The sequence below is a fragment of the Candidatus Methylomirabilota bacterium genome (genome assembly GCA_035315345.1).
Lineage (GTDB): Bacteria > Methylomirabilota > Methylomirabilia > Rokubacteriales > CSP1-6 > CAMLFJ01.
In genome coordinates, this window is sequence record DATFYA010000089.1 from 31,073 (window position 1) to 56,262 (window position 25,190).

24 protein-coding genes are annotated in these 25,190 nt (G+C 71.6%); 16 read left to right on the forward strand and 8 right to left on the reverse strand.

Annotated features, from left to right (window positions below):
• The first annotated feature begins 1 nt into the window (after position 1).
• Positions 2-2,578 (forward strand): GAF domain-containing protein, encoded by a 2,577-nt coding sequence (locus VKN16_11610; GenBank protein ID HME94851.1) that lies wholly within the window; start codon positions 2-4, stop codon positions 2,576-2,578.
• Here VKN16_11610 and VKN16_11615 read toward each other — a convergent pair.
• The gene (locus tag VKN16_11615; GenBank protein HME94852.1) at positions 2,575-3,222 is read right to left on the reverse strand and encodes an ABATE domain-containing protein; all 648 of its coding nucleotides are present in this window, start codon (positions 3,220-3,222) and stop codon (positions 2,575-2,577) included. The genes VKN16_11610 and VKN16_11615 overlap by 4 nt on opposite strands.
• 41 nt (positions 3,223-3,263) lie before the next feature.
• Positions 3,264-5,447 carry a DUF2339 domain-containing protein gene (locus VKN16_11620; protein ID HME94853.1) on the reverse strand — a complete coding sequence of 728 codons (2,184 nt, stop codon included), beginning with the start codon at positions 5,445-5,447 and terminating at the stop codon, positions 3,264-3,266.
• Positions 5,448-5,566: 119 nt separating this feature from the next.
• On the opposite strand from VKN16_11620, the gene VKN16_11625 reads away from it, so the two are divergent.
• From VKN16_11625 to VKN16_11675, 11 genes are all read left to right on the forward strand, one after another.
• On the forward strand, positions 5,567-6,142 hold the full coding sequence (locus VKN16_11625; GenBank protein HME94854.1) for a YceI family protein: 576 nt from the start codon (positions 5,567-5,569) through the stop codon (positions 6,140-6,142).
• A 9-nt stretch (positions 6,143-6,151) separates the two neighbouring features.
• Positions 6,152-6,853, forward strand: a complete 702-nt coding sequence (locus VKN16_11630) for a DUF169 domain-containing protein (protein HME94855.1) — start codon at positions 6,152-6,154, stop codon at positions 6,851-6,853.
• 98 nt (positions 6,854-6,951) lie between these two features.
• On the forward strand, positions 6,952-8,145 hold the full coding sequence (locus VKN16_11635) for a CoA transferase (protein ID HME94856.1): 1,194 nt from the start codon (positions 6,952-6,954) through the stop codon (positions 8,143-8,145).
• Positions 8,129-8,923 (forward strand): enoyl-CoA hydratase-related protein, encoded by a 795-nt coding sequence (locus tag VKN16_11640; GenBank protein ID HME94857.1) that lies wholly within the window; start codon positions 8,129-8,131, stop codon positions 8,921-8,923. The genes VKN16_11635 and VKN16_11640 overlap by 17 nt, the downstream gene beginning before the upstream one ends.
• Before the next feature lie 123 nt (positions 8,924-9,046).
• Positions 9,047-10,210: an acyl-CoA dehydrogenase family protein gene (locus VKN16_11645; GenBank protein HME94858.1), complete on the forward strand. Its 1,164-nt coding sequence runs from the start codon at positions 9,047-9,049 to the stop codon at positions 10,208-10,210.
• Between the two features lie 7 nt (positions 10,211-10,217).
• Positions 10,218-10,772, forward strand: a complete 555-nt coding sequence (locus tag VKN16_11650) for a GNAT family protein (protein ID HME94859.1) — start codon at positions 10,218-10,220, stop codon at positions 10,770-10,772.
• Positions 10,769-11,719 carry a hydroxymethylglutaryl-CoA lyase gene (locus VKN16_11655; GenBank protein ID HME94860.1) on the forward strand — a complete coding sequence of 317 codons (951 nt, stop codon included), beginning with the start codon at positions 10,769-10,771 and terminating at the stop codon, positions 11,717-11,719. The genes VKN16_11650 and VKN16_11655 overlap by 4 nt, the downstream gene beginning before the upstream one ends.
• Positions 11,716-12,273, forward strand: a complete 558-nt coding sequence (locus VKN16_11660) for a class I SAM-dependent methyltransferase (GenBank protein ID HME94861.1) — start codon at positions 11,716-11,718, stop codon at positions 12,271-12,273. The genes VKN16_11655 and VKN16_11660 overlap by 4 nt, the downstream gene beginning before the upstream one ends.
• Positions 12,274-12,280: 7 nt before the next feature.
• Positions 12,281-12,784, forward strand: a complete 504-nt coding sequence (locus VKN16_11665; GenBank protein ID HME94862.1) for a hypothetical protein — start codon at positions 12,281-12,283, stop codon at positions 12,782-12,784.
• 8 nt (positions 12,785-12,792) lie between these two features.
• On the forward strand, positions 12,793-13,314 hold the full coding sequence (locus tag VKN16_11670) for a GNAT family N-acetyltransferase (GenBank protein ID HME94863.1): 522 nt from the start codon (positions 12,793-12,795) through the stop codon (positions 13,312-13,314).
• Positions 13,315-13,318: 4 nt separating this feature from the next.
• Entirely contained in the window at positions 13,319-14,104 is a 786-nt protein-coding gene (locus VKN16_11675) for a DUF169 domain-containing protein (GenBank protein HME94864.1), read from the forward strand.
• Positions 14,105-14,176: 72 nt separating this feature from the next.
• Here VKN16_11675 and VKN16_11680 read toward each other — a convergent pair whose 3' ends face one another.
• From VKN16_11680 to VKN16_11705, 6 genes are all read right to left on the reverse strand, one after another.
• Positions 14,177-17,713, reverse strand: a complete 3,537-nt coding sequence (locus VKN16_11680; protein HME94865.1) for an AAA family ATPase — start codon at positions 17,711-17,713, stop codon at positions 14,177-14,179.
• A gap of 46 nt (positions 17,714-17,759) precedes the next feature.
• On the reverse strand, positions 17,760-18,281 hold the full coding sequence (locus VKN16_11685; protein HME94866.1) for a MaoC family dehydratase: 522 nt from the start codon (positions 18,279-18,281) through the stop codon (positions 17,760-17,762).
• Positions 18,278-18,739 carry a MaoC family dehydratase gene (locus tag VKN16_11690; protein ID HME94867.1) on the reverse strand — a complete coding sequence of 154 codons (462 nt, stop codon included), beginning with the start codon at positions 18,737-18,739 and terminating at the stop codon, positions 18,278-18,280. Before VKN16_11690 ends, VKN16_11685 begins: the two co-directional genes overlap by 4 nt.
• Before the next feature lie 131 nt (positions 18,740-18,870).
• Positions 18,871-19,404, reverse strand: coding sequence for a metal-dependent hydrolase (locus VKN16_11695; GenBank protein HME94868.1), 534 nt, complete (start codon positions 19,402-19,404; stop codon positions 18,871-18,873).
• An 8-nt stretch (positions 19,405-19,412) separates the two neighbouring features.
• On the reverse strand, positions 19,413-20,180 hold the full coding sequence (locus VKN16_11700) for an SIMPL domain-containing protein (protein HME94869.1): 768 nt from the start codon (positions 20,178-20,180) through the stop codon (positions 19,413-19,415).
• Positions 20,181-20,203: 23 nt separating this feature from the next.
• Complete coding sequence (locus VKN16_11705) at positions 20,204-21,391, reverse strand: benzoate/H(+) symporter BenE family transporter (protein ID HME94870.1); 1,188 nt, start codon at positions 21,389-21,391, stop codon at positions 20,204-20,206.
• A 66-nt stretch (positions 21,392-21,457) separates the two neighbouring features.
• On the opposite strand from VKN16_11705, the gene VKN16_11710 reads away from it, so the two are divergent.
• The 4 genes from VKN16_11710 to VKN16_11725 are packed head-to-tail and all read left to right on the forward strand — an operon-like array spanning position 21,458 to position 25,183.
• Positions 21,458-22,384: an ABC transporter permease gene (locus VKN16_11710; GenBank protein HME94871.1), complete on the forward strand. Its 927-nt coding sequence runs from the start codon at positions 21,458-21,460 to the stop codon at positions 22,382-22,384.
• Complete coding sequence (locus VKN16_11715) at positions 22,381-23,205, forward strand: ABC transporter permease (protein HME94872.1); 825 nt, start codon at positions 22,381-22,383, stop codon at positions 23,203-23,205. Before VKN16_11710 ends, VKN16_11715 begins: the two co-directional genes overlap by 4 nt.
• Positions 23,205-23,639 (forward strand): GNAT family N-acetyltransferase, encoded by a 435-nt coding sequence (locus tag VKN16_11720; GenBank protein ID HME94873.1) that lies wholly within the window; start codon positions 23,205-23,207, stop codon positions 23,637-23,639. Before VKN16_11715 ends, VKN16_11720 begins: the two co-directional genes overlap by 1 nt.
• Complete coding sequence (locus VKN16_11725; protein ID HME94874.1) at positions 23,636-25,183, forward strand: ABC transporter substrate-binding protein; 1,548 nt, start codon at positions 23,636-23,638, stop codon at positions 25,181-25,183. Before VKN16_11720 ends, VKN16_11725 begins: the two co-directional genes overlap by 4 nt.
• The last annotated feature ends 7 nt before the right edge of the window (positions 25,184-25,190 follow it).

Here is a 25,190-nt window from a genome sequence, read left to right on the forward strand (position 1 = left end):
CATGATCGATTCGACGCTCGCTCGCTCACGCGGCATCGTGTGGTACCCGGCCGACTTCTCCCGGGGGCAGGTCATCGCGCAGCTGCCGGACGACCTCGAGCCGCGCCTGCTCGCATCGACCGCGGCGCCGCAGTTCGGCGCGGCCGACCCCGCCGTCCTCATGCTGGACGATCTTGATCCGGCGCTCGTGGAGGCGGCGGGCCGGGCCATGGTCCCGGTGGTGGTGCTCTCCGACGCGGCCGACGGGGCGCCGGCTGCGCGCGGCGTGGTCTCGCTCCCGATGCCGGTGAGCCCGGCCACCCTGGCGAGCGTGCTGCGGGCCGCCTGCGAGCAGGCGCGGGTCACCCGCGAGGCCACCGAGACGGCGCGACAGCTCGAGGAGCTGAACGCCATCGGGGTGCGGCTGTCCGGCGAGCGCGACGCCAAGCTGCTCCTCGACCTGATCCTGACCAAGGCCCGGACGATCACGCGGAGCGACGCCGGCTCGATCTATCTGGTGGAGCGGTCGCCGGACGGATCGCGGTGGCTGCGGTTCGAGCTGGCCCAGAACGAGAGCGTGCCGGTCGAGTTCAACGCCGTCTCGCTGCCCCTGAACCCGCGGAGCCTGGCCGGCCACGTGGCCCTCTCCGGCGAGATCCTCCACGTCGACGACGCCTACGCGCTGCCCGAGACGGGCCCTTACCGCTTCAACCGGGAGGTGGACGCCCTCGCCGGCTATCGCACCAAGTCGATGCTCGTGCTCCCCATGAAGACGCCGGGCGGGGACATCATCGGCGTGCTCGAGCTGATCAACGGCAAGGGCGAGAGCGGGCGGCCGTTCGCGTCGGTCGCGGCGATCGAGCGGGATGCGCGCCCCTACTCCGAGGCCTCTCGCAATCTGGCCGCCTCACTGGCCTCGCAGGCCGCGGTGGCCCTGTCCAACAGCCACCTCTTCCGCGAGCTGACCCGTCGACAGGGCCGCCTGGAGGCGCTCGTCGAGGTCAGCCAGCGGGTCACGCGCCTCTGGCCCCCCGCCACCGTGCAGCGGCGCATCGCGGATCTCTACTGCAGCCTGCTCCAGGCCGAGGTGGTCGCCTTCCACCTGCTGGACGGCGAGCGACTGGTGCGCGTCGAGGCCCGCGGCGAGGCCGTCGACGAGCTGCTGCCCACCGAGATCACCGCGAAGGCCGGGCCGGCCGGCGAGGTCGTAGCCTCCGCGGCCGCGTGCGTCATCTCCGACGTCCCCGGCCATGCCGGACTGACGCCCGCCCAACGCGAGATCGCCGCGCGGCTGGAGCTGCGGACGTGGCTATCGGTTCCGGTCCAGGCCGGCGACCGGCTGGTGGGCGTGCTGAGCGCGGTGACCGGGCAGGCCGCGCTCTCGGACGACGACGTCGCGGTCGCCACCACCTTCGCGGCCCAGGCGGGGATCGCGCTCGAGAACTCGCGCCTGTACGCGCAGCTCGAGCGCGCGCTGGACGACGTGCAGAAGGGGCAGGACCAGCTGGTCCAGGTCGAGCGGCTGCGCGCCCTCGGTGAGATGGCGGCCGGGGTGGCCCACGACTTCAACAACCTCCTGGCCGTGGTCATGCTTCGCACGGAGCTGCTGCTGGCCCGGAAGCCGGCCGTCGACGTGGCCGAGAGCCTGACCATGATCCGCCAGGCCGCCCACGACGGGGCCCAGACGGTGCGCCGGATCCAGGAATTCACGCGCACGCGCAGCAGCCGGCCGTTCAGCCCGGTCGACGTGCCGAAGCTCCTCCATGAAGTGGTCGAGCTGGCCCGTCCCCGCTGGCGCGACCAGGCGCAGAGCTGCGGGGTGACCTACGACGTGCGCGTGGAGGCCGGCCCGGTGCCGACGGTGGCCGGGACCGCCGAGGAGCTGCGCGAGGCCCTGCTGAATCTTCTGAACAATGCCCTCGAGGCGATGCCGGCGGGGGGCCGCTTCATCCTCCGGACCGCCGCGGAGAAGGGGCGCGTCGTGATTCGCGCCGAGGATTCCGGCTGTGGAATGTCGGAGGAGACGCGGCGGCGGGTCTTCGAGCCCTTCTTCACGACCAAGGGGGCCCAGGGCAACGGGCTCGGTCTGGCGGTGGTCTGGGGGATCGTGGCTCGCCACGGCGGCCAGATCACCGTCGAGAGCGCGCTCGGCCAGGGGACCACGTTCGTCATCGGCCTGCCCATCCCCTCGGCCTTGCCGACCGCTGGCGCGGTGGCCGGCGAGCCGGTGGTGCCGGAGGGCAAGCGGATCCTGCTGGTCGAGGACAACGTCGAGATCCGCCGCTCGCTCGCCGATCTGCTGCGGGAGCGAGGCTGCCGGGTGAGCGAGGCCGGCGACGGCCTGGCCGCCATCGCCCAGATCCAGGTCGAGCGGGTGGACCTGGTGCTGACCGATCTGGCAATGCCGGGCGTCTCGGGATGGGAGGTCGCGAAGGCGTGCCGCGACCGGCTGCCCCACGCCGCCGTCGGGCTGATCACCGGCTTCGGCGACCAGCTCGACCCCCACAAGCTCGAGGCGCACGGCATCGGGTTCGTCGTCGCCAAGCCGTTCTCGTCGAGCGACCTGCTGCGGGAGGTGGCGGCGGCCTTGTCGCGCTAGCCCTGCCCGTCCGGCGGCCGGCCCCCGCCGGCGCCGCGCCTCCGCTCGTAGTGGCGGCGGCCCTTCGCCCGGTTCCCGCACGTGGTCATGTCGCACCAGCGTCGGCTGCGATTCTTGGTCGTATCCATGAAGAGCCAGCCGCAATCGTAACCGGCGCACTCGCGGACGAGCGGTAGATCCGCCGAGGTCAGCAGCTCGGCGGCCGAGCGCGAGACCCACCACGTGATGCGATCCAGGTCGAGCTTCGCCTCGGGCCAGGCCCACTCGAAGCCGGGGCCCGCGACGACCAGCCCCGCGTGGGACATCCCCCGGCCGATCGCCCGGTTCAGGGTCCGAAGATCGCTCGCCGAGGCCGGCAGTCCGGCCGCCCGCGCCGAGAACAGCCCGTGGATCGCCTCGCGCAGCGCGAGCGCCTGGGACAGCGCCTCCCCGGCCGGCCTCGGGCGACCGGCCGCCACCTCGTCCAGGACCGCGGCTTCACCCGGCGTGATGATCGTCGCCTGGCGGGCCCATGACACCAGATGGCTGTATTTATTGATGTATTCTATGCGGTCGCTGAGAGGGCGAGCCCGCACGGTATTCGTGAAGTCGAGGCAGAGACGCCCGGAATTGAACTCGAACAGCCCGACGGAACTGTCCTCCATGGGGCGGAACTATATAACTCTCTAACTCTGATTTGGAAGTCCTAACTTTCAACCGACTGGGAGACCGCTCGACGCTTCTGATAGGCGAGGCTGACCAGCAGGAGGACCACGCCGAGGACCACGAACGATAGGATCCGATACGCGGTCTTGACCTCGGCGAAGTCCACGGCAAATACCTTGAAGACGGTTAGCCCAAGCAGCGCGAGAGCGGCGTAGCGCACCGCCGGATTCGATCGCGCGAAGCCCCACGCGAGCGCGATACCCGCATAGATCGCCCAGAGCACCGACAGCCCCGCCTGGGTTCGCCACCTGAAGTCGGCGCGTGGGCTGCCCGGCGATCGGAGTGCCTCCTGGTACCGCGTCCAGCTCACGCTGAGCACGTAGAGCAGGATCAGGCCGGCCGCCCCCGAGATGGCCCGCCCGACGTATCGCACGCCGGGATCCGCCGAGCGAGCCAGCCCGCCTCCCGCGATCCCGATGGCCACACAGGCCCCGATCCGCGACAGGAGCGGCCAGCTCAGCAGCGTACCCGCCGCGTGCTGCGCGATGCCATCATCCGCGGCCAGCACCCGGACGGCCAGGATGACGACCAGCGCCGGAATGGCGAGGCTGAAGGCCGGGGATCGGACAAGCCGGGCCAGGAATCCGACGGTCAGGACCTCGAGGGTGAGCAGCACGGCGGGCCAGAGACCCTTCGGCTCCCGCCAGCAGAGCGCCGCCGCGGTCAGTGCCGCGGCCACCCAGAGGAGGGACCGGACGGCCTCGGTCCGCAGATAGCCCTCGCGGCTCTCGCGCACCCGACCGGCCAGGCTCCCGCCGACGACCAGGGCAACGACCACCAACGCGTGGATCAGGAAGGTGAGGTTCCAGACCGCCGGAACGCCCGGAAACCCGTAACGGTCGAGGGCCAGCACGCGGATGGCGGCGAGCAGCAGGGCCACGAGTCCGGCCCACACCGCGACCGGCATCGGCCCGTGGGCGGCCAGCCAGAGCAGCGCGACGCCCTCGACGGCCCAGGCCAGCGTGATCCATTGCCCGCCCAGGGCCAGCGGAATGGCCAGAGTGAGAAAGGTCCAGGACACGCCTTCGTGCAGCATCACGGTCGCCGAGTCCTCGGGGACCCGCGCCGCATAGTCGACCGCGACCAGGCGGTAGAGCACGGCGAGGATCAGCGCGTACGGTCCCTCCGCCAGCGGTCGCCACGTCTCGAGCGTGACGTACACCGCCCAGAAGTAGCCCGCGGCATTGGCCACCACCAGCACGAGGTCGATCCGTCCGATGCGCTCGCCCCGGGCCCGCTCGCGGAAGAGCGGGACGGCCACGAACACGAGGAAGATCGCGGAGAGCAGGACCAGCCGGGCCAGCGGCCGCGGCGCCTCGGGCTCGCGCAGCAGCGTGGGCAGGATCAGCAGCGCGGACCCGCCCCAGGCCAGGCGGTTGAGCGCGGGCCACGGGCGGAACCGCGCCACCAGGAGGGCGAGCGCGTCGAGCACCAGCAGATAGGCGAGCAGATTGCGCTCGTCGGGCCGCTCGACCTGCAGGAGCACGGGGGTGAGGAGGCCGCCGAGGACCGCGAGCACCGCGGTGCTCAGGCGGCCGCTGAGCACCGCCACCGCCGTCCCCAGCACGGTCACCGCGAACATGGCCGCGAAGGCGGCGGGCGCACCGAGCAGGCGATAGAGCACGTGCGCCGCGAACAGCGATAGATAGAGGATGCCGAGGCCGCCGCCCGCGAGCCCCTCGCCGAGATAGGGCAGGTCGCGGCGCGCGTGCAGGGCCAGGCCGCCCAGCAGCATCAGCAGGCCGCAGACGATGCCGACGCTGACCCGCGTGACCGGGCCGAGGTAGTCGTGGTCCATCGCCCACTTCAGGAAGAGCGCCACCGCGACCAGGATCACCACCACGCCGACCCAGGTCGCCCAGCGGGCCCCGATGCGCTGCTCGAGATCGAGCGCGGGACGGGGCGGCGGCGCGAACGGCGGTGTCGGCTCGCTGATCACGGGCTCGGCGGGCGACGACGCGTCCACGTCGACCGGAACCGCCGGCGCGGGCCCTGCGGGGTCGGCGCGCGTCGACAGCTCGCGCACCTGCTTCTCGAGCGCGGCGAGACGGGCGGGCGCGTCGTCGGGCCAGCGGCGGGCGCGCGCGGCCAGCACCGCGATCAGCGAGAGGACGAGCGCCACCATCGACACGACGAGGCCGAGCACGAATGCCGCCGCGAGCATCAGGGGTGAGCCCTCTCTGCGGCGAGCCTACACCAGCGACGATGCGCCGCCGGCGTGATTTGTCCCGCGCGCGAGCGGAAAGCGCGCGGCTCCTCGACGGATGAGCGATACTAGTCGCCGTGCCGCGCCCAGTCCTCGTCCGCTCGCTCGCGCTCGCCGGGCTCGCGCTGGCCGCGCTGGCGGCGGCCGGCCCCGCGATGGCCGAGGCGCTGCGCTTCCGCATCCAGCCCGAGGCCAGCGAGATCATGTTCCGCGCGACCTCGCGGCTGATGAACGCGGAGGGCCACTTCTCGCGCTTCAGCGGCGACGTGGTGGTGGATCCCGCGGTGCCCACCAGCGCGAAGATCACGCTCACCATCGAGGCCGCGTCGCTCGATACCGGCATCGACATGCGCGACCGACACCTGCGCAGCGTCGACTTCTTCGACGTGGAGCGCTATCCGACCATCGCGTTCCAGAGCGTGCGGGTCGAGTCGGGGGGACGCCGCGCGACGGTGGTGGGCCGGCTCACGCTGCGCGGGGTCACTCGCGAGCTCGCGGTGCCGGTGGACGTGCAGATCAGCAACGCGGCGCTCGTCGCCTCCGGGGAATTCATCGTCAACCGGGGCGAGTACGCGATGAACTACAACTCGTTCTTGAACCCGATCGGCAACGAGGTGCGGGTGGCGTTCACCTTCCGCGCCCGGGTGCCCTGAGGAGCGCACATGGATGCACGCACTGCCGGCCATCGCATGACCGAGCTGTTGGGCCTTCGGACACCGCCGGTGGCGGTGACCTTCACCGCGGCGGCGCCCCCGGGCGTCCCGCGCGTGGCGAAGGCCGGGCCCGCCGGCTGCGCGTACTGGAAGCAGGCCGCCGAGGGCGCGGTGTTCTACACCGAGGCCGCCGATCACTACCATTGCCCGGTCGGCTCGTACACCCACGGCGTCGCGCTGCCGCCCGAGCGGGCGAAGGAGCTGGAGGGCGTGGTCGGCACCATGGTCGGCCTCCGTTACATTCGGGAAGACGAGGTCGCCGCGCTCCCGCGTCGCTCCGAGCGGCTCCGCGTCGCGGTCTATGCGCCGCTGGCCCAGGCCCCGGTGCCGCCCGACGTGGTCCTCGTGCGCGGCCGGGCGCGCCAGATCATGCTGGTCGCCGAGGCCGCGCTGGCCGCCGGGCTCGCCGGCGACGGCGCCGCCATGGGTCGGCCGGCGTGCGCCATGATCCCCGCGGTGCTCGGGGGACCGCGGGGCGTCACGAGCCTCGGCTGCATCGGCAACCGGGTCTATACCGGCCTCGGGGACGATGAGCTGTACTTCACGATCCCCGGCCCGCGCGTCGGCGACGTGGTCGACCGGCTCGAGTCGGTGCTCCACGCCAATCGCGAGCTGGAGGAGTATCACCAGGGGCGGCGCGCGAGCTTGTAGACTCCCGCTCACCCAGCCCTCTCCCCGGAGGGGTGAGGGTTCGACGCGAGAGGGAGAGGCCAGGGAGGCCCGAGCGGTCGGGCTATAATCGGTTCCCCATGAACGCCGCCCTGGCCGGAATCCTGGTCGCCGACCTGACCCAGAACGTCGCGGGCCCCTATTGCACCCAGATCCTCGGTGACCTGGGCGCCGAGGTGGTCAAGGTGGAGCGCGTGGGCCGCGGCGACGACGCGCGCGCGTGGGGGCCGCCCTTCTGGGGCCAGGAGAGCGCGACCTTCCTGAGCGTCAATCGCAACAAGCGGAGCCTGGCGGTGGACCTCAAGTCCGCCGAAGGCATCGCGGTGGTGGAGCGGCTCCTGGCTCGCGCCGACGTCTTCGTGCAGTCGCTGCGGGCCGGCGCGGTGGAGGAATTGGGGCTCGGCTGGCCGCGCGCCGCCGCGCTGAATCCGCGGCTCGTGTACTGCTCGGTCACCGCCTTCGGCACCGAGGGACCGCTCAAGGACCGCCCGGGCTACGATCCACTGATGCAGGCCTACGGCGGCATCATGTCCATCAACGGCCACCCGAATCAGCCTCCCGCGCGCGTGCCCGTCTCGGTGGTGGACATGGGCACCGGCATGTGGGCGGTCACCGGCATCATGGCCGCGCTGCGCGAGCGCGACCGCACCGGCCACGGCGCCCACGTCACGACTGCGCTCTTCGACACCGCGCTGGCCTGGTCGGTCTTCCAGATGAGTCACTACCTCGCGACCGGCGAGGTGCCGCAGCCGCAGGGCTCGGGCACCGCGATGATCGTCCCGTACGAGGCGTTCCCGGTCACCGACGGCTGGGTGATGATCGCGGCCGCCTCCGACGCCCTCTTCCTCAAGACCACCACCGCGCTCGCGGTCCCCGGGCTCGCGCGCGATCCGCGCTTCGTGGACAATCCGCGCCGGGTGCAGCACCGTGCCGCGCTGCAGGAGGCGCTGGCCGCGGTGACCCGCGGACTCACCGCCGACGACGTGCTCGCGCGGCTGCAGCGGGCCGGCGTGCCCGCGGCGCGCGTGTCCACCATGGATCAGATCGCGAGCGAGCCGCAGACCGAGGCCAGCGGCATGCTGCCCGCGATCAAGCACCCGCGCCTGCCCGACTACCGCCCGATGGCGCTGCCGATCAAGTGGGACGGCGAGCGGCCGGCCCCTACCCGCGTGCCCCCGCTGCTCGGCGAGCACTCGGCGGAGGTGCTGGCCGAGCTGGGCTACGACGCGGCCACCATCCGAGACCTCGCGGAGCGCCATGTCGTCCAGCTATAGAACGCTCAACGTCACCGCCTCGCCGGACGGCTTCGTGGTCACGGTGGAGCTGAATCGCCCCGAGGCGCTCAACGCGATGAACACCGCGATGGGCGAGGACCTGCTGCGCTGCTTCGACGGGCTGCGCTGGGACAAGACGGTCCGCGCGATCGTGTTCACCGGCGCGGGCACGAAGGCCTTCTGCGTGGGCGGCGACCTCAAGGAGCGCGAGGGCATGACCGACGAGGCCTGGCGCGCCCAGCACGTGATCTTCGAGGCCGCCGCCGCGGGCGTGCTCCACTGCCCGGTGCCGGTGATCGCGGCGGTCGAGGGCTTCGCGATGGGCGGCGGCTGCGAGCTGGCGGTGCTCTCCGACTTCGTGGTCTGCGGTGAGACCGCGGTGTTCGCGGTGCCCGAGGTCACCCGCGGCATCTTCCCCGGCGTGGGCGGCACCCAGCTGCTGCCGCGCATCCTGGGCGCGCCCATGGCCAAGGAGCTGATCTTCACCGGGCGGCGCGTGGACGCGCGCGAGGCCCGGGCGATCGGGCTCGTCAACCACGTGGTGCCCGCCGGGCAGGCGCGGGCCCGAGCGCTGGAGATCGCCGCCACCATCGCGGACAATGGACCGATCGCGGTGCGCCAGGCCAAGAAGGCGATCAACCGGGGCGGCGAGACCGATCTGGAGACCGGGATGGCGCTGGCCATCGAGGCCTACAACAACACCGTGACCACCGAGGACCGCCTCGAGGGCGTCCGCGCGTTCAACGAGAAGCGGAAACCCAGGTTCCACGGGCGATAGCGACGGAGCACAATTGAGCGGCGAGACACGACGGAGCCACGCGGAGAGCCGCGACCATCTCGTCCACGGTCAACATGGCTCAGCCATGTTGAAGCTGAAAAGGGGTCACGCATGACTGCCGACATGACCTTTGTCCTCACCGACGACCAGAAGGCGCTGAAGACCGCGGTCTACGAGCTCTGCAAGCAGTATCCCGCCGAGTACTGGCGCGACCTCGACACGCGGCGCGAATACCCCGAGGCCTTCGTCAACGAGCTGACCAAGGCCGGCTACCTGGCCGTGCTCATCCCCGAGGAGTACGGCGGCGGCGGGCTGGGGATCATGGAGGCCGCCCTGATTCTCGAGACGATCGCGCGCGCGGGCGGCAACCCGGCGGCGTGCCACGCCCAGATGTACATCATGGGCACGGTGCTCCGGCACGGCTCCGCGGAGCAGAAGAAGCAGTACCTGCCCAAGATCGCCACCGGCGAGCTGCGCCTGCAGGCCTTCGGGGTCACCGAGCCCAACGCGGGCTCCGACACCACCAAGCTGCAGACCACCGCGGTCCGCAAGGGCGACCACTACGTGGTCAACGGCCAGAAGATGTTCATCTCGCGGGTCCTGCAGTCCGACCTCATGCTGCTGCTCGCCAGGACCACCCCGGTGGAGCAGGTCAAGAAGAAGACGGACGGGCTCAGCGTGTTCCTCATCGACATCCGCGAGCTCCAGGGCAAAGGGCTCGACGTGCGCCCGCTCAAGATGATGATGAACCACTCGACCAACGCGCTGTTCTTCGACAACATGGAGATTCCCGCAGCCAGCCTCATCGGCCAGGAGGGCAAGGGCTTCTCCTACATCCTCGACGGCATGAACGCCGAGCGCATCCTGGTCGCCTCCGACTCGCTGGGCGACGCGCGCTGGTTCATCGAGAAAGCGGTGGCCTACGCCGGCCAGCGGGTGATCTTCGGCAAGCCCATCGGCGCCAACCAGGGCGTGCAGTTCCCGATCGCCAAGGCGCACGTCAACATCGAGGCCGCCGACCTCATGCGCACCAAGGCCGCCCGCATGTTCGACGCGGGCATCCCCTGCGGCGGCGAGGCCAACATGGCCAAGTACCTGGCCTCCGAGGCGGCCATCGAGGCGGGCAACGCGTGCATGGACGCGCACGGCGGCTACGGCTTCGCGGAGGAGTACGACATCGAGCGGAAGTTCCGGGAGTCGCGGCTCTATCGCGCCGCGCCCATCAACAACAACCTGGTGCTGGCCTTCGTCGGGGAGCACGTCCTCGGCATGCCCCGCTCCTATTGAGCCATCGATGCTGGGTCCGATCCTCGAGGGCGAGCGCGTCCGGCTCGAGCCGCCGCGGCCGGAGTACCTCCCGGTCTATCAGCGATGGTTCGCCGACATGGAGGTGACGCGATACCTGCTCTACCGGTTCCCGTTCACCGCGAAGGCCGAGGAGGAGTGGCTGGAGCAGGTCGGAAAGGACCCGAACCAGGTGATGTGGGCGATCGTCCTACGACACAACGGCAAGCTGATCGGCAACACCTCGATCGAGAAGATCGACTGGCGCAACCGGCGCGGCGAGACCGGCATCGTGATCGGCGAGAAGGAGGAGTGGGGCAAGGGCTGCGCGGGCGAGTCGATGCGGCTGCGGACGCGCTACGGCTTCCGCGAGCTGGGCCTGGAGAGCCTCACCACCCACGTGGTGATCGCGAACCGGGGCAGCCGCCGCGGGCTGGAGCGCGCCGGGTACCGCCAGTGCGGGGTCCGGAGACACTACTACTTCATCGACGGCCGCTGGCACGACGTGTGGATGGGTGAGGTGCTACGAGACGAGTGGGAAGCGACCCAGGAGACGACACGATGAAGCTCCCGAAGCGGGTGACGATCTGCGAGGTGGGAACGCGGGACGGGTTCCAGATCGAGCCGGAGTTCATCCCGACCGCGGACAAGATCGACGTGGTCAACCGGCTGGCCGCGGCGGGCATGCCGCGGATCGAGGTGACCTCGTTCGTCTCGCCCAAGGCCGTCCCGCAGCTGAAGGACGCCGCCGAGGTCATGGCCGCGATCGTGCGCCGGCCCAACACCATCTACTCGGCGCTGGTGCCCAACGACAAGGGCGCGGTGCGCGCGGTGGACGCCGGCGTCGACGAGATCCACACCGTGGTGTCGGCGAGCGAGAGCCACAACCTGGCCAACGTGAACATGACGATCGGCGAGTCGCTCACCAAGCTCGCCGCGGTGGCCGAGGTGGCCCGCCGGGCCGAGGTCCCGGTGGTCTCGGGCATCTCGTGCTCCTTCGGCTGCCCCTTCGAGGGCGCGGTGCCGGTCGACCACCTGGAGTCGGTGGTGGCGCGCCTGGTGGACACGGGCGCCCGCGGCATCGGGCTGGCCGACACGACCGGCATGGCCAACCCGGCGCAGGTGGCCCGCGTGCTGGAGCGCCTGATGCCGCGCTTCCCGGGCGTGGAGTGGACGCTCCATACCCACGACACTCGCGCGATGGCCATTCCCAACATCCTGGCCGCGATGGAGATGGGGGTGACCTGCTTCGACGCCTCCATCGGCGGACTCGGCGGTTGCCCGTTTGCTCCCGGCGCCTCCGGCAACGTGTGCACCGAGGACCTGATCCACTGCCTGCACGCGATGGGCGTCGAGACCGGCGTCGACCTGGACGCGCTGATCGCCACGTCGAAGCGGGTGCAGGAGATCGTGGGCCGCTCGCTGCCGGGCCAGCTCGTGAAGGCGGGCAAGTGGGACCGACGCTACCCGCTGCCCGACGGCGTCCGCGAGAGGATCCCCGCTCGCTCATGACCAAGACCGCCCAGCGCATGCTGCGATTGATGGACAGAGCCGTCACCGAATGGACCCTCCCCGTCATCGGCCGCGAGAAGGGCCGCGTGCTGCGCCGTCTCCTCCTCAAGCACCGGCCGCGGCGGGCCATCGAGGTCGGCTCGCTCTTCGGCTATTCCGCGATCCTGGTGGCCGGCCACCTGCCGCCGGGCGGGCGGCTCATCTGCGTGGAGCAGAATCCCTACCTTGCCAGGTTCGTGAAGCTCAACGCGGAGACCGCGGGCCTGGGCAAGCGGGTGAAAGTGGTGGTGGGCGACGCCCTGCGGGTGCTGCCGCTGCTGCGGGGGCCCGTCGACTTCCTGCTGATCGACGCGAACAAGGAAGACTACCTCGACTATCTGCGCGCGGTCGAGCCGCGGCTGGTCCGGGGCGCCCTCATCGTGGCCGACAACACCGGCATGTACCGCCGCGACGTGAAGGCGTATCTCGATCACGTGCGCACCGATCCGCGCTACCAGAGCCGCGAGCACGACTTCGGCTTCGACTGCATGGAAGTCTCGGCGGTCCGCGGTTAGGGCTCCCATGTTCGGCGAGCAGCACGACCCGGAGTTCCTGAAGCACCTCTTCGAGACCACCGAGATCCTGCGCAAGCCGGTCGCGGGCATCATCGCGGGCTACCACGTGCTGCCCTACATCCTGGTGGGCCCGCAGGAGGCGCACCCGGCCGCGTCGGTGGAGATCCGCGGCAAGATCAAGGTCTCGCCGCGCCTGGTCCTGGCTCCGGGCCGCGCCGGCCAGACCTACGGCGATCTCTTCAAGGAGACCGAGCTGATGGACGAGGCCCTGATCGCGCGCGTCTTCTCCTTCGCGTACTCCAATCGCCACCAGGTGACCCTCGAGAGCGAGGACCTCAAGATCCAGCGCTGGGACCGCAACCCGCAGGCACAGGTGGAGCGCGCCCTGGACGAGCTGTCCCAGCGAGAAGTCATCAACACCGGGGTGATCCTCGCCCCCAACGTGCGGTTCTATCCGGTCTCGCTCGACCGCTTCATCACCGAGATCCTGGACCAGGAGTTCAAGCCGTAGGCGCCCCCATGTCGATGATCGATCTCCTGGATGCCGACGCGGCCCGCCGCGAGCAGCCTGCGCTGATCGCGCTCCTGCGCGACGTGGTGGACGACGGCGGCTCGGTGGGCTTCCTGCCGCCGCTGTCCGCGGACGACGCGCGCGAGTACTGGGAGAGCGTCGCGGTCGCGGTCAAGGGCGGCGGGCGGCTCCTGTGGGTGGCGCGCGAGGACGGCGCCCTCCTGGGCACCGTCCAGCTCGATCTGGAGAAGCGCGCGAACGGCAGCCACCGCGCCGAGCTGATCAAGCTGATGGTCCACACGCGCGCGCGCCGCCGCGGGGTCGGGCGCGCCCTGATGCGGGCCGCCCAGGACGAGGCGCGCCGCCGCGGGCGCCGTACCCTCGTGCTCGACACGCGGCAGGGCGATCCGTCGGAGGCCCTCTACCGCTCGCTCGGCTGGACCTTCGCGGGCGCCATCCCGCAGTACGCGCGCAGCGCCAACGGCGAGCTGCACGCCACCGCGCTCTACTACCTGCTGCTCGGAGACTGACGACATGAGCACCGCGACCTACGACTGGGACGCCATCGTCAACGGCCTGAACCAGTACCTGCGCCTGCGCTCGATCCCGATCGGCATGAAGCTGTTCGAGACGGTGGAGGAGATGGAGGCCATCCCCAAGATCCGCCGCCCCAAGGCCAAGCACACCACCGACCAGATCGTGGCCCAGGCCCGGCAGCTCGGCTGGACGGTGGGCATCACCATGGCCGATCTGGTCGGCGCTCAGTGCGGCGCGGTGATCGGCCTGTCGCCGCAGGACGACGAATGGCTCTCGGGCAAGCGGATGGCCGGCGTCTGGTTCAAGACCCGGGAGGACGCGAGCCTGCACCAGCACGCGATGGACTGCGTGCCCTACGGCCGCTACAAGGCGATGGCGGTGGCGCCGCTGACCTCCGGCCGCCTGAACCCGCCCGACATCTGCCTGATCTACGGCACGCCCGGCCAGATGATCTTCTTCATCAACGGGCTGCAGTGGACCGGCTACAAGAAGATGTCGTTCACCTCCGTGGGCGAATCGGCGTGCGCGGACTCGTGGGGCAAGGCGCTCAAGACCGGGGAGCCCGCGCTGACCATCCCCTGCTACGCGGAGCGCCGCTACGGCGGCGTCGCCGACGACGAGATGCTGATGGCGACGCCGCCCCGCTTCCTGCCCAAGGTGATCGACGGGCTCGCCGCGCTGAGCAAGAACGGCCTGCGCTATCCGATCCCGCCGTTCGGCATCCAGTCCGACGCGGCGGCGGGGCTGGCGGTGAGCTACCCGAGCCCCGGCAGCCGTTCGTGAGTCGAAGGGGGCGCGCCGACCTCCCCCCGCGCGGGATGCCGCGCGCCGAGCCCGCGCTCGAGCAGAGGGCGGTCAGATGCGCCGCTCGCCGGCGAGCGCTCGGCGCATGAGCGGCCCGTCTGCGAACGCCGCGCGCAGATCGTCCGGCAAGCCGGACGCGACGCGCTCCAGGCCGGCCCGTGCTTCCGCGCGCAAGGCCGCGGCGGCCGTGGCCTGCCCGCCGGCCTCGCGCTGATCGGCCAGGTCCAGGCTGGCGCGCCACACGACCGGCTCGAAGCCGAGCGCGCCTGCTTGCTGCCTCACGTCCTCGAGGATCCCCTCTCCGTCCAGCCCCCGACCGAGCGCGATCAAGGAACGGGCGCCCAGGCGCCGCGCGTCGAGCCCCCATGACCGGTAGTCGCCCGCCACGGCCTCGGCACGTCCGGCGACGCGGTGGGCCTCCTCGGCGCATCCGCGCCGCAGGGCAAGATCGGCCAGCGCCAGCAGCGGCGGCAGCACGAACTCGGTCGCCTCGGCCGCGGCCTCGATGGCCTCGTGGAGCAGCGGCTCGCCCTCCGTCTCGCGGCCCAGCGCGAGCAGGTCCTCGCCCAGCTCGTCGAGCGCCCCGGCGATCCACAAGGCGGCGCCGAGCGAGCGCGCGATGGCCAGCATCTCCTCGTGCAGCACCCGGGCTCGCTCGGGCGCTCCACAGAGCCGGGTGAGCCGGCCGAGAGCCCACTGGGCGGCCGCGGTCCACTCCCGATGGCCGATCTCGCGAGCGAGGGCCAGCGCGCGCTGATTCTCTTGCAGCGCAGCCGCGAGGTCGCCGTGCTGCTCGCCCAGCCAGGCCAGGGCCAGATGCGCGTAGGCTTCATCGGCCCGAGCCCCCTGCTCGATCGCCGCCTGCTGGCCTTGCCGGATCAGGGGATCGGCCTCCGCGAAGTGGCCGGCCAGGGCGAGCCAGAAGCCGATGTTGGTGATGACCGACGGCTGCGCGGCGCGGTCGCCCACGCGCTGGAAGCGCCGCAGCGCCTCGCGGTTGCGCTCGATCGCCCGCTCGATCCGGCCGCTGATGCCGTCGCTCATGGCGAGGACGTCGAGGGTGCGCGCGCCGCCGCGCTCGTCGCCCAGCGCCTCGAAGATGTCGAGCGCCCGGGTGAGCTGCCGCTGGCTCTCGGTCATCTGGCCGAGATTCAGGTGCACGAGGGCGGTCCGCACCAGGGCCTCCGCGGTGCCCCGCCGGTCGCCGGCCGCTTCCGCCATGCGCACCGCCTCGCCGGTCAGCTCGAGCGCGCGCCGGTAGTCGCGGTGGCCGCCCCACAGCTCGCCCAGCGCGCCCAGCAGCTCGCCGCAGGCGCCCGCGTCGCCGGACTCGCGGGCGATGGCCAGCGCCTGCTCCAGGTCCGCGCGCGCGGGCTCGAAGGCCCCGAGCACGCCGTGGACCTGGCCGCGGGCGGCCAGGAGCCGCAGGCGCTCGGCGGGCGGTCGCGCCGCCCGCTCGATGGCGTGCAGCGCCTGGCCGTACCACTCGATCGCCTCGCGGTTGGCGAAGGCGCCCCGCGCCCGCTCGGCGGCGCGGGTCGCGTGCTCGCCGGCCGGGAGCCAGTCCTCGGCCTGCGCGTAGTGGTGCGCCAGCACGGGCGCCAGCTCCTCCACGCGCGCCGGGTTGAGGGTCACCAGGGCGGCGGCGGCCCGCGCGTGCAGATCGCGCCGCCGCGGGGCGAGGATGCCGGAGAGCGCGACGTCCTGGGTCAGCGCATGCTTGAACACGAACGTCGAGCCCTCGGGGCCGTGGCGCTCGTAGAGGAACTCCTGACGGGTCAGCTCGCGGAGGTGGGGCTCCGGATCGTCGCCGTCCCAGGTCCCCTGGAGAAGCGACAGGGAGAACTCCCGGCCCAGCACGGAGGCGGTCTGGAGCAGGCGCTTGGACACGTCGGGGAGCCGGTCGATGCGCGCGGCCAGCACGCCGTGCACCGTGTCGGGCACGATCAGGCCGGGCCGACCGAGGCCGTGATCGTCCAACGCGCGGGCCAGCTCCTCCAGGAAGAACGGGTTGCCCTCCGCCTTGTCCAGGATCAGCGCGGCCAGCGGGTCGCCCAGCCCGGCCCGTGACAGCACCGAGCGCACCACGGTCAGGCTGTCGGCGGGGGCCAGGCGCCGCAGGGCGATCTGGGTGGCGTAGGAGCGATCGATCCAGGGCGGGCGATAGCCCGGGCGATAGGTGGTGAGCAGCATGACCGGCAGGCCGGCCAGCCGCTCCACGATGGCGGCCAGGCACTCTTCGGACGTCCGGTCGATCCAGTGCAGATCCTCCACGGCGATGACCAGCGGCCGTTGCGCGGCGGCCCGGGCGACGAGGTGACGGATCGCCTCGAACGTGCGGGCCTTGATGGCCTCGGGCCCGAGCCCGCCCGGCAGCTCGTCCCCGGCCACGCCGAGCAGATGCAGCAGGAAGGGGACGAGGGCGGCGTCCACCCCCATCTGGGCCGTCGCCGCGCGCGCGGCCTCCCGGGTGTCCTCCACCGGGTCGGCGTCGCCCACGCCGCACAGGCCGCGGACCACGTCGAGCACCGGCACGTAGGGCATGGCGGCGCCGAAGGACAGGCAGCGGCCCTCGACGTAGACCGAGCGGCGGCCGGCCAGCGCGCGCTGCAGCTCGAGGACCAGCCGCGACTTGCCCACGCCCGGCTCGCCGACGATGCTCACCGCCTGGCCGCGGCCGCCCTCGATCTCCACCAGGAAATCCCGCAGGGCGCGCAGCTCGCGGTCGCGTCCGACGAAGTGGCTCAGCGGCCGCTGGTCCGCCGCCTGCAGCGGCGAGCGCCGGTCGCCCCGGCCGCTCACCGCGTGGACCACCACCGGCGCGGACAGTCCGCGCACCTCCACCGGACCGCGGCTCTCCAGGGCCACGTAGCCGCGCACGAGACGCGCGGTGTCCTCGCTCACCAGAATCTGGCCGGGCTCGGCCATCTGCTGCAGGCGCGCGGCCAGATGGGTGGTATCGCCGACCGCGGTGTAGTCCATGCGCAGGTTGTCGCCGATGGCGCCCACCACCACGAATCCGGTGTGCAGGCCGAGCCGCAGTCGCACCGGGACCCGCCGGCCCGGCTCGACCTCGAGCGGCTGCTGGTCGAGGGCGCGGCGGAGGTCGAGTGCCGCCAGCACCGCGCGGCGGCCGTGGTCCTCGTGGGCGAGCGGGGCGCCGAAGAGCGCCATGAAGCCGTCGCCCAGGAACTGGTTGATGGTGCCCTCGTAGCGGTGGATCTCGCCGAGGGCGGTCTCGAAGAAGCGGCTCAGCAGGCCGTGCATGCCCTCGGGACCGAGCTGCTCGGCGAGCGCGGTGGAGCGGACCATGTCGCAGAAGAGGACGGTGACCGACTTGCGCTCGCCCTCCAGGGCGGCCCGGGAGGCCAGGATGCGCTCGGCGAGGTGCCGCGGCGTGTACGTGAAGGTGGCCGCGGCGTCGGAAGCGCGCGGGGCGGCCACCGGCGCGCCGCAGGCCATGCAGAAGCGGGCCTCGCCGGGCAGGGGCTGCCCGCACGCGGCACAGCCCGGAACGAGCCGGCCGCCGCACTCGAGGCAGAAGCGCGCCTCGACTGGATTGTCCCGCCGACACTGAGCGCAGCGCACCGCGATCGGATCCGCGCCCGACGTTATCAGGGGCCCGCGGGACGGGTCAACCCGCGCCGGGCGTCGTGGCGCCCGGCTCGCTCCGAATCCGGCCGGGCTGGTCGATCTGGCCGCCGATCCGGGAGGCGGCCGCCGGCCGGCGCCGGTAGAGCACCAGCGAGACAAGGCTCATCACCACCTCGCCGCGCTGGTTGCTGATCCGGCTCTCCACCTTCACGGTGCCCAGGTCGGGCCGCCGGCCTTCGACCTTCTCGCGCACCACCGACTCCACGGACAGCACGTCGCCCGGACGTACCGGCTTGATCCACCGCAGGTCGTCGAAGCCCTTGGCGCCCGCGGTCGCGTTGTCGGGGATCATGCCGTCGCAGATCATGCGGATGAACATCGCCCCGGTGTGCCACCCGCTGGCGACGAGCCCGCCGAAGAGACTCTGGCGTCCCGCCTCCTCGTCCAGGTGGAAGGGCTGGGGATCGAACTGCCGCGCATACTCGACGATCTCCTCGCGGGTGACCTCGTAGCGGCCGAACCGCATCGTCTCGCCGACCTGCACGTCCTCGAAGTACTTCACGACGCGGCCGCCTCGAGCGCGGGCCGGCGGTGGTACATGGTGATGCCGACGATGGCCACCACCACCTCGCCGTGCTGGTTCCGCATCTCGACCCGGCGTCGCACGAAGCCGATGGGCTTGCTGCGCGACGGCCACGTCTCGAGCACCTCGGTGCGGCCGGTCAGCACGTCGTCGGGGCGCACCGGCTTGAGCCAGCGACAGGAGTCGAGCCCGGGCGAGCCGGTGGCCGCGGCCTGCTCGCGCCGGTTCGCCTCGACGGAGAGGCGCATCATCAGGGCGCAGGTGTGCCAGCCGCTGGCGATGAGCCCGCCGTAGAGGCTGGCGCGGGCCGCCACCGGATCGGTGTGGAACGGCTGCGGGTCGTATTGGCGGGCGAAGGCCAGGATCTCGGCCTCGGTGATCCGGTGCGATCCCAGCTCGGTCGTCTCGCCGACCTCGAAGTCCTCCCAGTGCTTCACGTGTGATCCTTTCTCTCGGCGTTGCGGATGATGACCGGCGTGGCCCTGACCGGTTGGGCGCGACGGCGACGTGCGCCCGCCGGCCTCCATCGTACCCGACCCTTTTCGCGGCCGGGCGCCCGGACCAGAGATCAACGACGCATCGCCCGCCGCGCGCCGGCCAGGGCGAGCCCGAGGGCCAGCGCGGGCAGCCCGACCCAGCGGGCCTCGGAGGCGAGCACGACGGCGGCGCGCGGTAGGAACGCGACGAGCCCGATCGGCGAGACCTCGATCACCCGCCAGTCGGCCGGGGCGAAGAATCGCCGCGTGGACCACGGCCACAGGAAGGCGACGCCGAGCCCGCCGTCGGTGAAGGCGTCGAGCACGCCGTGGGAGGCCATGGAGACGAACAGGAAGGCGAAGGCACCCCCGAAGCCGCTTCGCAGCGCGCGGTGGGCGCACGCGCCGATCAGCGCGACGAGCGCCGCCACGAGCAGCGAGTGGCTGAACCCGCGGTGGCCCAGAGCCGCCGAGTACGGGACGCCCCAGTGGAGCGTCACCACGTCGAGATCGGGCAGCGCCGCCACCGCCATCCCGGCCGCGACCAGCCGGGCCGAGAGGACGCCGCGCCCGAGGCCGCCGCCCAGCGCCAGCGGGAGGGCGGCGTGGGCGAACACGGTGGGCATCGCAGACGCTATCTCAGCTCGAACTCGAACGTGCTCACCACCCGGATGCGCTTGACCGGCGTGCTGGTCGGGCTGAACGGCGCCGACTCGTCGCCGCCGTCGAGACCGAAGATCTGGATCGCGCCCTGGTTGGCCGAGCGGATGCTGCCGACCTGCGCCCCGGAGTCGGCCGCGAACTGCTGCGCGGTGGCCCGGGCGTTCTTCGTCGCCTCGGCCAGCAGCTGCGGGCGCAGGTCGTTGAAGGTGGAGACCGCGTAGCGCGGGTTGGCCCCCCCGTGCTCGCGCTCACCGTCGAGGGCGACGCCGGCCTTGAGCAGCTCCTCGGTCGAGCCCACCGACGTCCGCACCAGCTCCACGTTGGCGGTGCGCACCACCACCGAGGTCGTCACCACGTAGCGGAGCCGATCGCTCGGCTGCGGCTGGCCGTACTCGCGAGCGAGCTTGTCCACCGTGCGGGTCGGCTGGCGCTCGATCTCCGCCTCCGGAAACCCCTGCTTCCTGAGGAACGCCACCACCGCGTCCCGGTCCGCGCTCAGGCGGGTGTGGGCGTCCACGAGCGTCTCGCTGGCCCGGCGCAGGCCCAGCGCCCACACCGCGCGGTCCGCCTTCACCTCGCGCTCCACGAGCCCCTTCACGGTCACCACGCGGGTGTCCGAGCGGAAGCGGGTGGCGCCGCGGCCCACGAGGTACCCCGCGGCGGACAGCCCGAGCAGCAGGCACAGCCCCACGATCAGCGCGGGGAGTACCCCCGAGCGTCCATCGTTCGAGATCGTCATATGCGCCACCTCCGTGGCCCGCGTTACGCGCGACGCCTCTTGCGCTGGCCGGTCGCCTCGCGCGTGATCAGCAAGGTCACCACACCCAGCACCAGTCCCCAGAACGCCGATCCGATCCCGGCCAACGTCACGCCGGAGGCGGTCGTCAGGAACGTGACGAGCGCCGCCTCCCGTTGATTCTCCTCCCGCACCGCGCTGGCGAGCGCCCCGCCGATGGTGGCCAGCAGCGCCAGCCCGGCGATGCCCGCGACCAGCTCGGGCGGGAACGCGGTGAAGACCGACACCACCGTGGACCCGAAGAGCCCGATCACGAAGTAGAAGACGCCGGCGGCCACCGCGGCCACGTAGCGGCGCTTCGGGTCCTCGTGCGCCTCGGGCCCCATGCAGATCGCCGCGGTGATGGCGGCCAGGTTGAGGGCGAAGCCGCCGATCGGGGCCAGAGCCAGGTTCGCCAGCCCGGTCCAGCCGATCAGCGGGGAGATCGGCACCCGGTACCCCGAGGCGCGGATCACCGCGACACCGGGCACGTTCTGCGAGGCCATGGTCACCGCGAACAGGGGGATCGCGACGCCGATGATCGCGCCCGGGGTGAAGCGCGGCGTGACCCACACCGGCCGGGCCAGCGAGAGGCGGACAGCGTCCACGTGCAGCAGGCCCTGGGCCAGCGCGATCGAGCCGCCGACCAGCAGGGCCGCGATCACCGCGTAGCGCGGGGTGAGCCGCCGCGCCAGCAGATAGGCGGCGAGCATGCCGAGGCTGAGCGCGAGGCGCGTGCTCATCGCGGTGAAGAGCGCCAGCCCGAAGCGCAGCAGCACCCCGGCCAGCATCCCGGCCGCGATCGCCAGCGGCAGGCGGTCCATCACCCGCTCGAACCAGCCCGAGAATCCGCAGAGCGTGATGAGCAGCGCCGAGAGCAGGAACGCCCCGGTGGCCTCCTGGATCGACAGGCCGGCCGCGCTCGTGACCAGCAGCGCCGCGCCCGGCGTGGACCACGCGGTCACCACCGGCACCCGGTAGCGCAGCGACAGCAGCGCGCAGGTCAGGCCCATGCCCACGCCGAGGGCGAGCATCCACGAGCCGACCTGCGCGGTCGAGGCGCCGACCGCCCCCGCGGCCTGGAACACGATCACCGCCGAGCTGGCGAATCCGACGAGCACGGTGACGAAGCCGGCCGCCACCGCGGAGACCGACAGATCACGGAAGAAGGTCATGAGGCCCCGCCCACTATAGCAACTGGCGGCGCCAGCCTCGGCGGGGGATCGGGTACACTCGCCGGGATGCGGGCCTACCTCCTGTCGCGGCTCGGGCAGACCGTGCTCGTCGTCTTCCTCTCGCTCACCGCGGTGTTCTTCCTGGTGCGGCTCGGCGGCGACCCGGTGTTGCTGTTCCTGCCCATGGACATCCAGGCCAAGGACCTGAACGAGTTCCGCCAGCGACTGGGCTTCAACGATCCGCTGGCCGTGCAGTACGGCCGCTTCATCACCCGCGCCGTTCACGGCGACTTCGGCGAGTCGCTGCGCTACCGGCGCGATGCCCTCGGGCTGGTGCTGGAGCGCCTGCCCGCGACGCTCTCGCTGGCCGGGAGCGCGCTCCTGCTCACCTTCTGCGTGGCGGTTCCGGTGGGGGTGCTCTCGGCGGTGCGGCGCGGGTCGCTCGTGGACTTCCTCGGCATGGGCGGGGCGGTGCTGGGCCAGGCGGTGCCCGGCTTCTGGCTCGGCCTCATGATGATCTACTTCTTCTCGGTGCGGCTCGGCTGGCTCCCCACCGGGGGCATGGGCGGCCCGCTCCATTTCGTGATGCCGTGCGTGGTGCTCGCCTCGTTCTACGCCGCGCGCCTGGCGCGCATCACCCGCTCCTCGGTGCTCGACACCCTGAACGAGGAGTACGTGCTCACCGCGCGGGCCAAGGGTCTGGGCGAGCCGGTGGTCATCGGCAAGCACACGCTCAAGAACTCGGCGATCCCCATCGTGACCCTGGCCGGCCTCGACACCGGCCAGCTCCTGGGCGGCGCGGTGATCACCGAGACCATCTTCGCGTGGCCCGGGCTCGGCCGGCTCACCGTCCAGGCCCTGCTCAATCGCGATTTTCCGGTAGTGCTCGCCGCGGTTTTCGTCTTCTCGGTGACCTATACCCTCATGAACTTGCTGGTGGACGTGCTCTACGGCTGGCTCGATCCGCGCACGCGGGCGCGCGCGCGCGCATGACGCGGTTCCTGGCCCGGCACGGCCGCGGCCTCGTCGGCATCACCATCGCAAGCCTGGTGATCGTGGCCGCGGTGGCCGCGCCCCTGCTCGTCCCGCACGACCCGCTGCAGAGCGACTTCGCGGCCGGCCTCCAGCCGCCCGGCACCCCGGGCCACCCGCTCGGCACCGATCAGCTGGGACGCGACCTGCTGGCCCGCGTGCTCTACGGCGCGCGGATCGCGCTGTTCATCGGCGTCTGCTGCGTGCTGCTCACCGCGATCGTCGGCGGGCTCCTCGGCCTGCTCGCCGGCTACTTCGAGGGCTGGCCGGGCGCGGTGCTGATGCGGGTGGCCGACGTGCAGCTGTCGTTCCCCTTCATCCTGCTCGCGCTCACCATCAACGCCATCGTCGGCCTCGGGCTGCGCAACATCATCGTCAGTTTGTCAGTCGCCGGCTGGGTCGTGTATGCTCGCGTGGTCCGGGGGGAGGTGCTGTCGGTGAAGGAGCGCGATTTCGTGCACGCAGCCCAGGCCCTCGGTCTCGGACGCGGGCGCCTGCTCTTCCGGCACGTGCTCCCCAATGTGACTCCCTCCATCGTCATCCTGGCCAGTCTCCAGTTCGCCCAGTTCATCGTGGCCGAGGCCGCCATCTCGTTCCTCGGCTTCGGGGTGCAGCCACCCACCGCCGCGTGGGGCAGCATGCTGTCCGAGAGCCGCGACTATCTATTCGTGGCCTGGTGGCTGGCCGCCTTTCCCGGCGCCGCCCTGGCCCTCACCGCGCTCGGCATCAACCTGGTCGGCGACTGGCTGCGCGACGTGCTCGATCCGCGGTTCCGCGTCTGATGGGCGTCGTCATCCGCCCGTGCCGTCCCCAGGAGGCCGACGCCCTCCTGGATCTCTGGCATCACGCCGACGCCACCGCCAGCCCCACCGACACCCCCGAGCAGATCAGCGAGGTGATCCGCGACGCGGCGGCCGCCGTGCTGGTGGCGGTCGATCGCGGCCTGCTGGTGGGCTCGGTCATCGGGGCGTGGGACGGCTGGCGCGGCAACATCTATCGCCTGGCCGTGCTGCCGTCGTACCGGCGTCGCGGCATCGCGCGGGCGCTGGTCGCGGAGGTGGAGCGACAGCTCGCCGACCGCGGCGCCCGACGCATCTCGGCCCTCGTGGAGCACGACCACCCGTGGGCGGTGGGCTTCTGGGACTCGCTGTACGAGCCCGATCCGCGCCTGATCCGCTACGTCAAGAAGATCGAGCCGACAAGGAGAGACCCATGACTCGATTCACCCGGATGCTGGCCGCCTTCGCCGCACTGCTCGGCGTGGCGGTGACCTGCCCCCTCACCCCCGCGGCGGAGGCGCAGGACCGCGCGCGGACGAAGGAGATCGTGGTGGCCTTCGCGGCCGAGCCGCGCACGCTGCTGCCCGACACCATCGTGGACTGGACCACGAACGTGCAGCTCGAGCACATCTACGACCGGCTCGTGGACCGCGATCCCAAGACCTACAAGCCGATGCCCATGCTGGCCACGAGCTGGAAGGTGGTCAACGACACCACCTGGGAGTTCACGCTCAAGCAGGGCGTCAAGTTCCACAACGGTGAGCCCTTCAACGCCCAGAGCGTGAAGGCGACGATGGATTACATCAAGGACCCCGCCAACAAGACGCACTACGCGCCGCGCTGGTCGCAGGTCAAGGACGTCCAGATCGTCAACGACTACACCGTCCGCTTCATCACCGACAAGCCCTGGCCGGGACTCATCGACCGCATCTCCGAATCGACCGACTTCCTCGCGATGCCGCCCAAGGCCCTCAAGGAGCAGGGGCCGCAGGGCCTGCTGGCCAAGCCGATCGGCACCGGACCCTTCAAGTTCGTGCAGTGGGTGCGCGACGAGCGGCTCGTGCTCGAGCGCAATCCCGACTACTGGCAGGGCGCGCCCGAGATGAACCGCGTCACGTTCCGTTACATCCCGGAGTTCAGCGCCCGGCTCTCCGCGCTGCTCGCGGGCGAGATCGACATCATGAAGGACGTGCCGCCCCACGCGGTGGAGATGGTGGACAAGTCGGGCAAGGGCAAGGTGCGCTCCACCGTCTCCTCGCGCATCAACTACCTGGCCCTCGTCAACCTGAAGGCCGGCCCGATGCAGGATCTCCGGGTGCGCAAGGCGATCAGCCACGCGGTCAACGTGGACGAGCTGATCCAGCAGGTGCTCAAGGGCCGGGCCAGCAAGATGTGCGGGCCGCTCTCCCCGCTCAACGTCGACTACACGCCGGGGATCGAGTGCCTGAAGTACGATCCCGCCAGGGCCCAGGCCCTCTTCAAGGAGGCCGGGGTCGACCCGACCAAGCTCCAGCTCACCCTCGACACTCCGTCGGGCCGCTACCCGCTCGACAAGGACGTCTCGCTCGCGATCGCGGCCCAGCTGCAGCGCCTCGGCATCAAGGTGAACGTGGTGGTCAACGAGTGGGGCACGCACCTCGACAAGATCAAGAACCGCACCACCGGCGACATGTTCTATCTCGGCTGGGGGCCTGCGCTGAGCGCCCAGAACACCATCGAGCAGCTCTTCCAGGCCAACCAGACCTACTCCTCCTACGGCAACAACAAGGTCATCGACGCCAAGATCGCCCAGGCGGTCACGATCGTGGACCCGAAGAAGCGGCTGGAGGCGTGGGCGGAGCTGCAGCGGCTGGTGCACGACGAGGCCCCGTGGGTCTTCCTCTGGCAGCAACACGATCTCTACGGGGTGGCCAACTGGGTCGAGTGGACGCCGCGCGCCGACGAGAAGGTGTGGATGTACGAGGCGAAGCTGGCGCGATAGCGCGGCC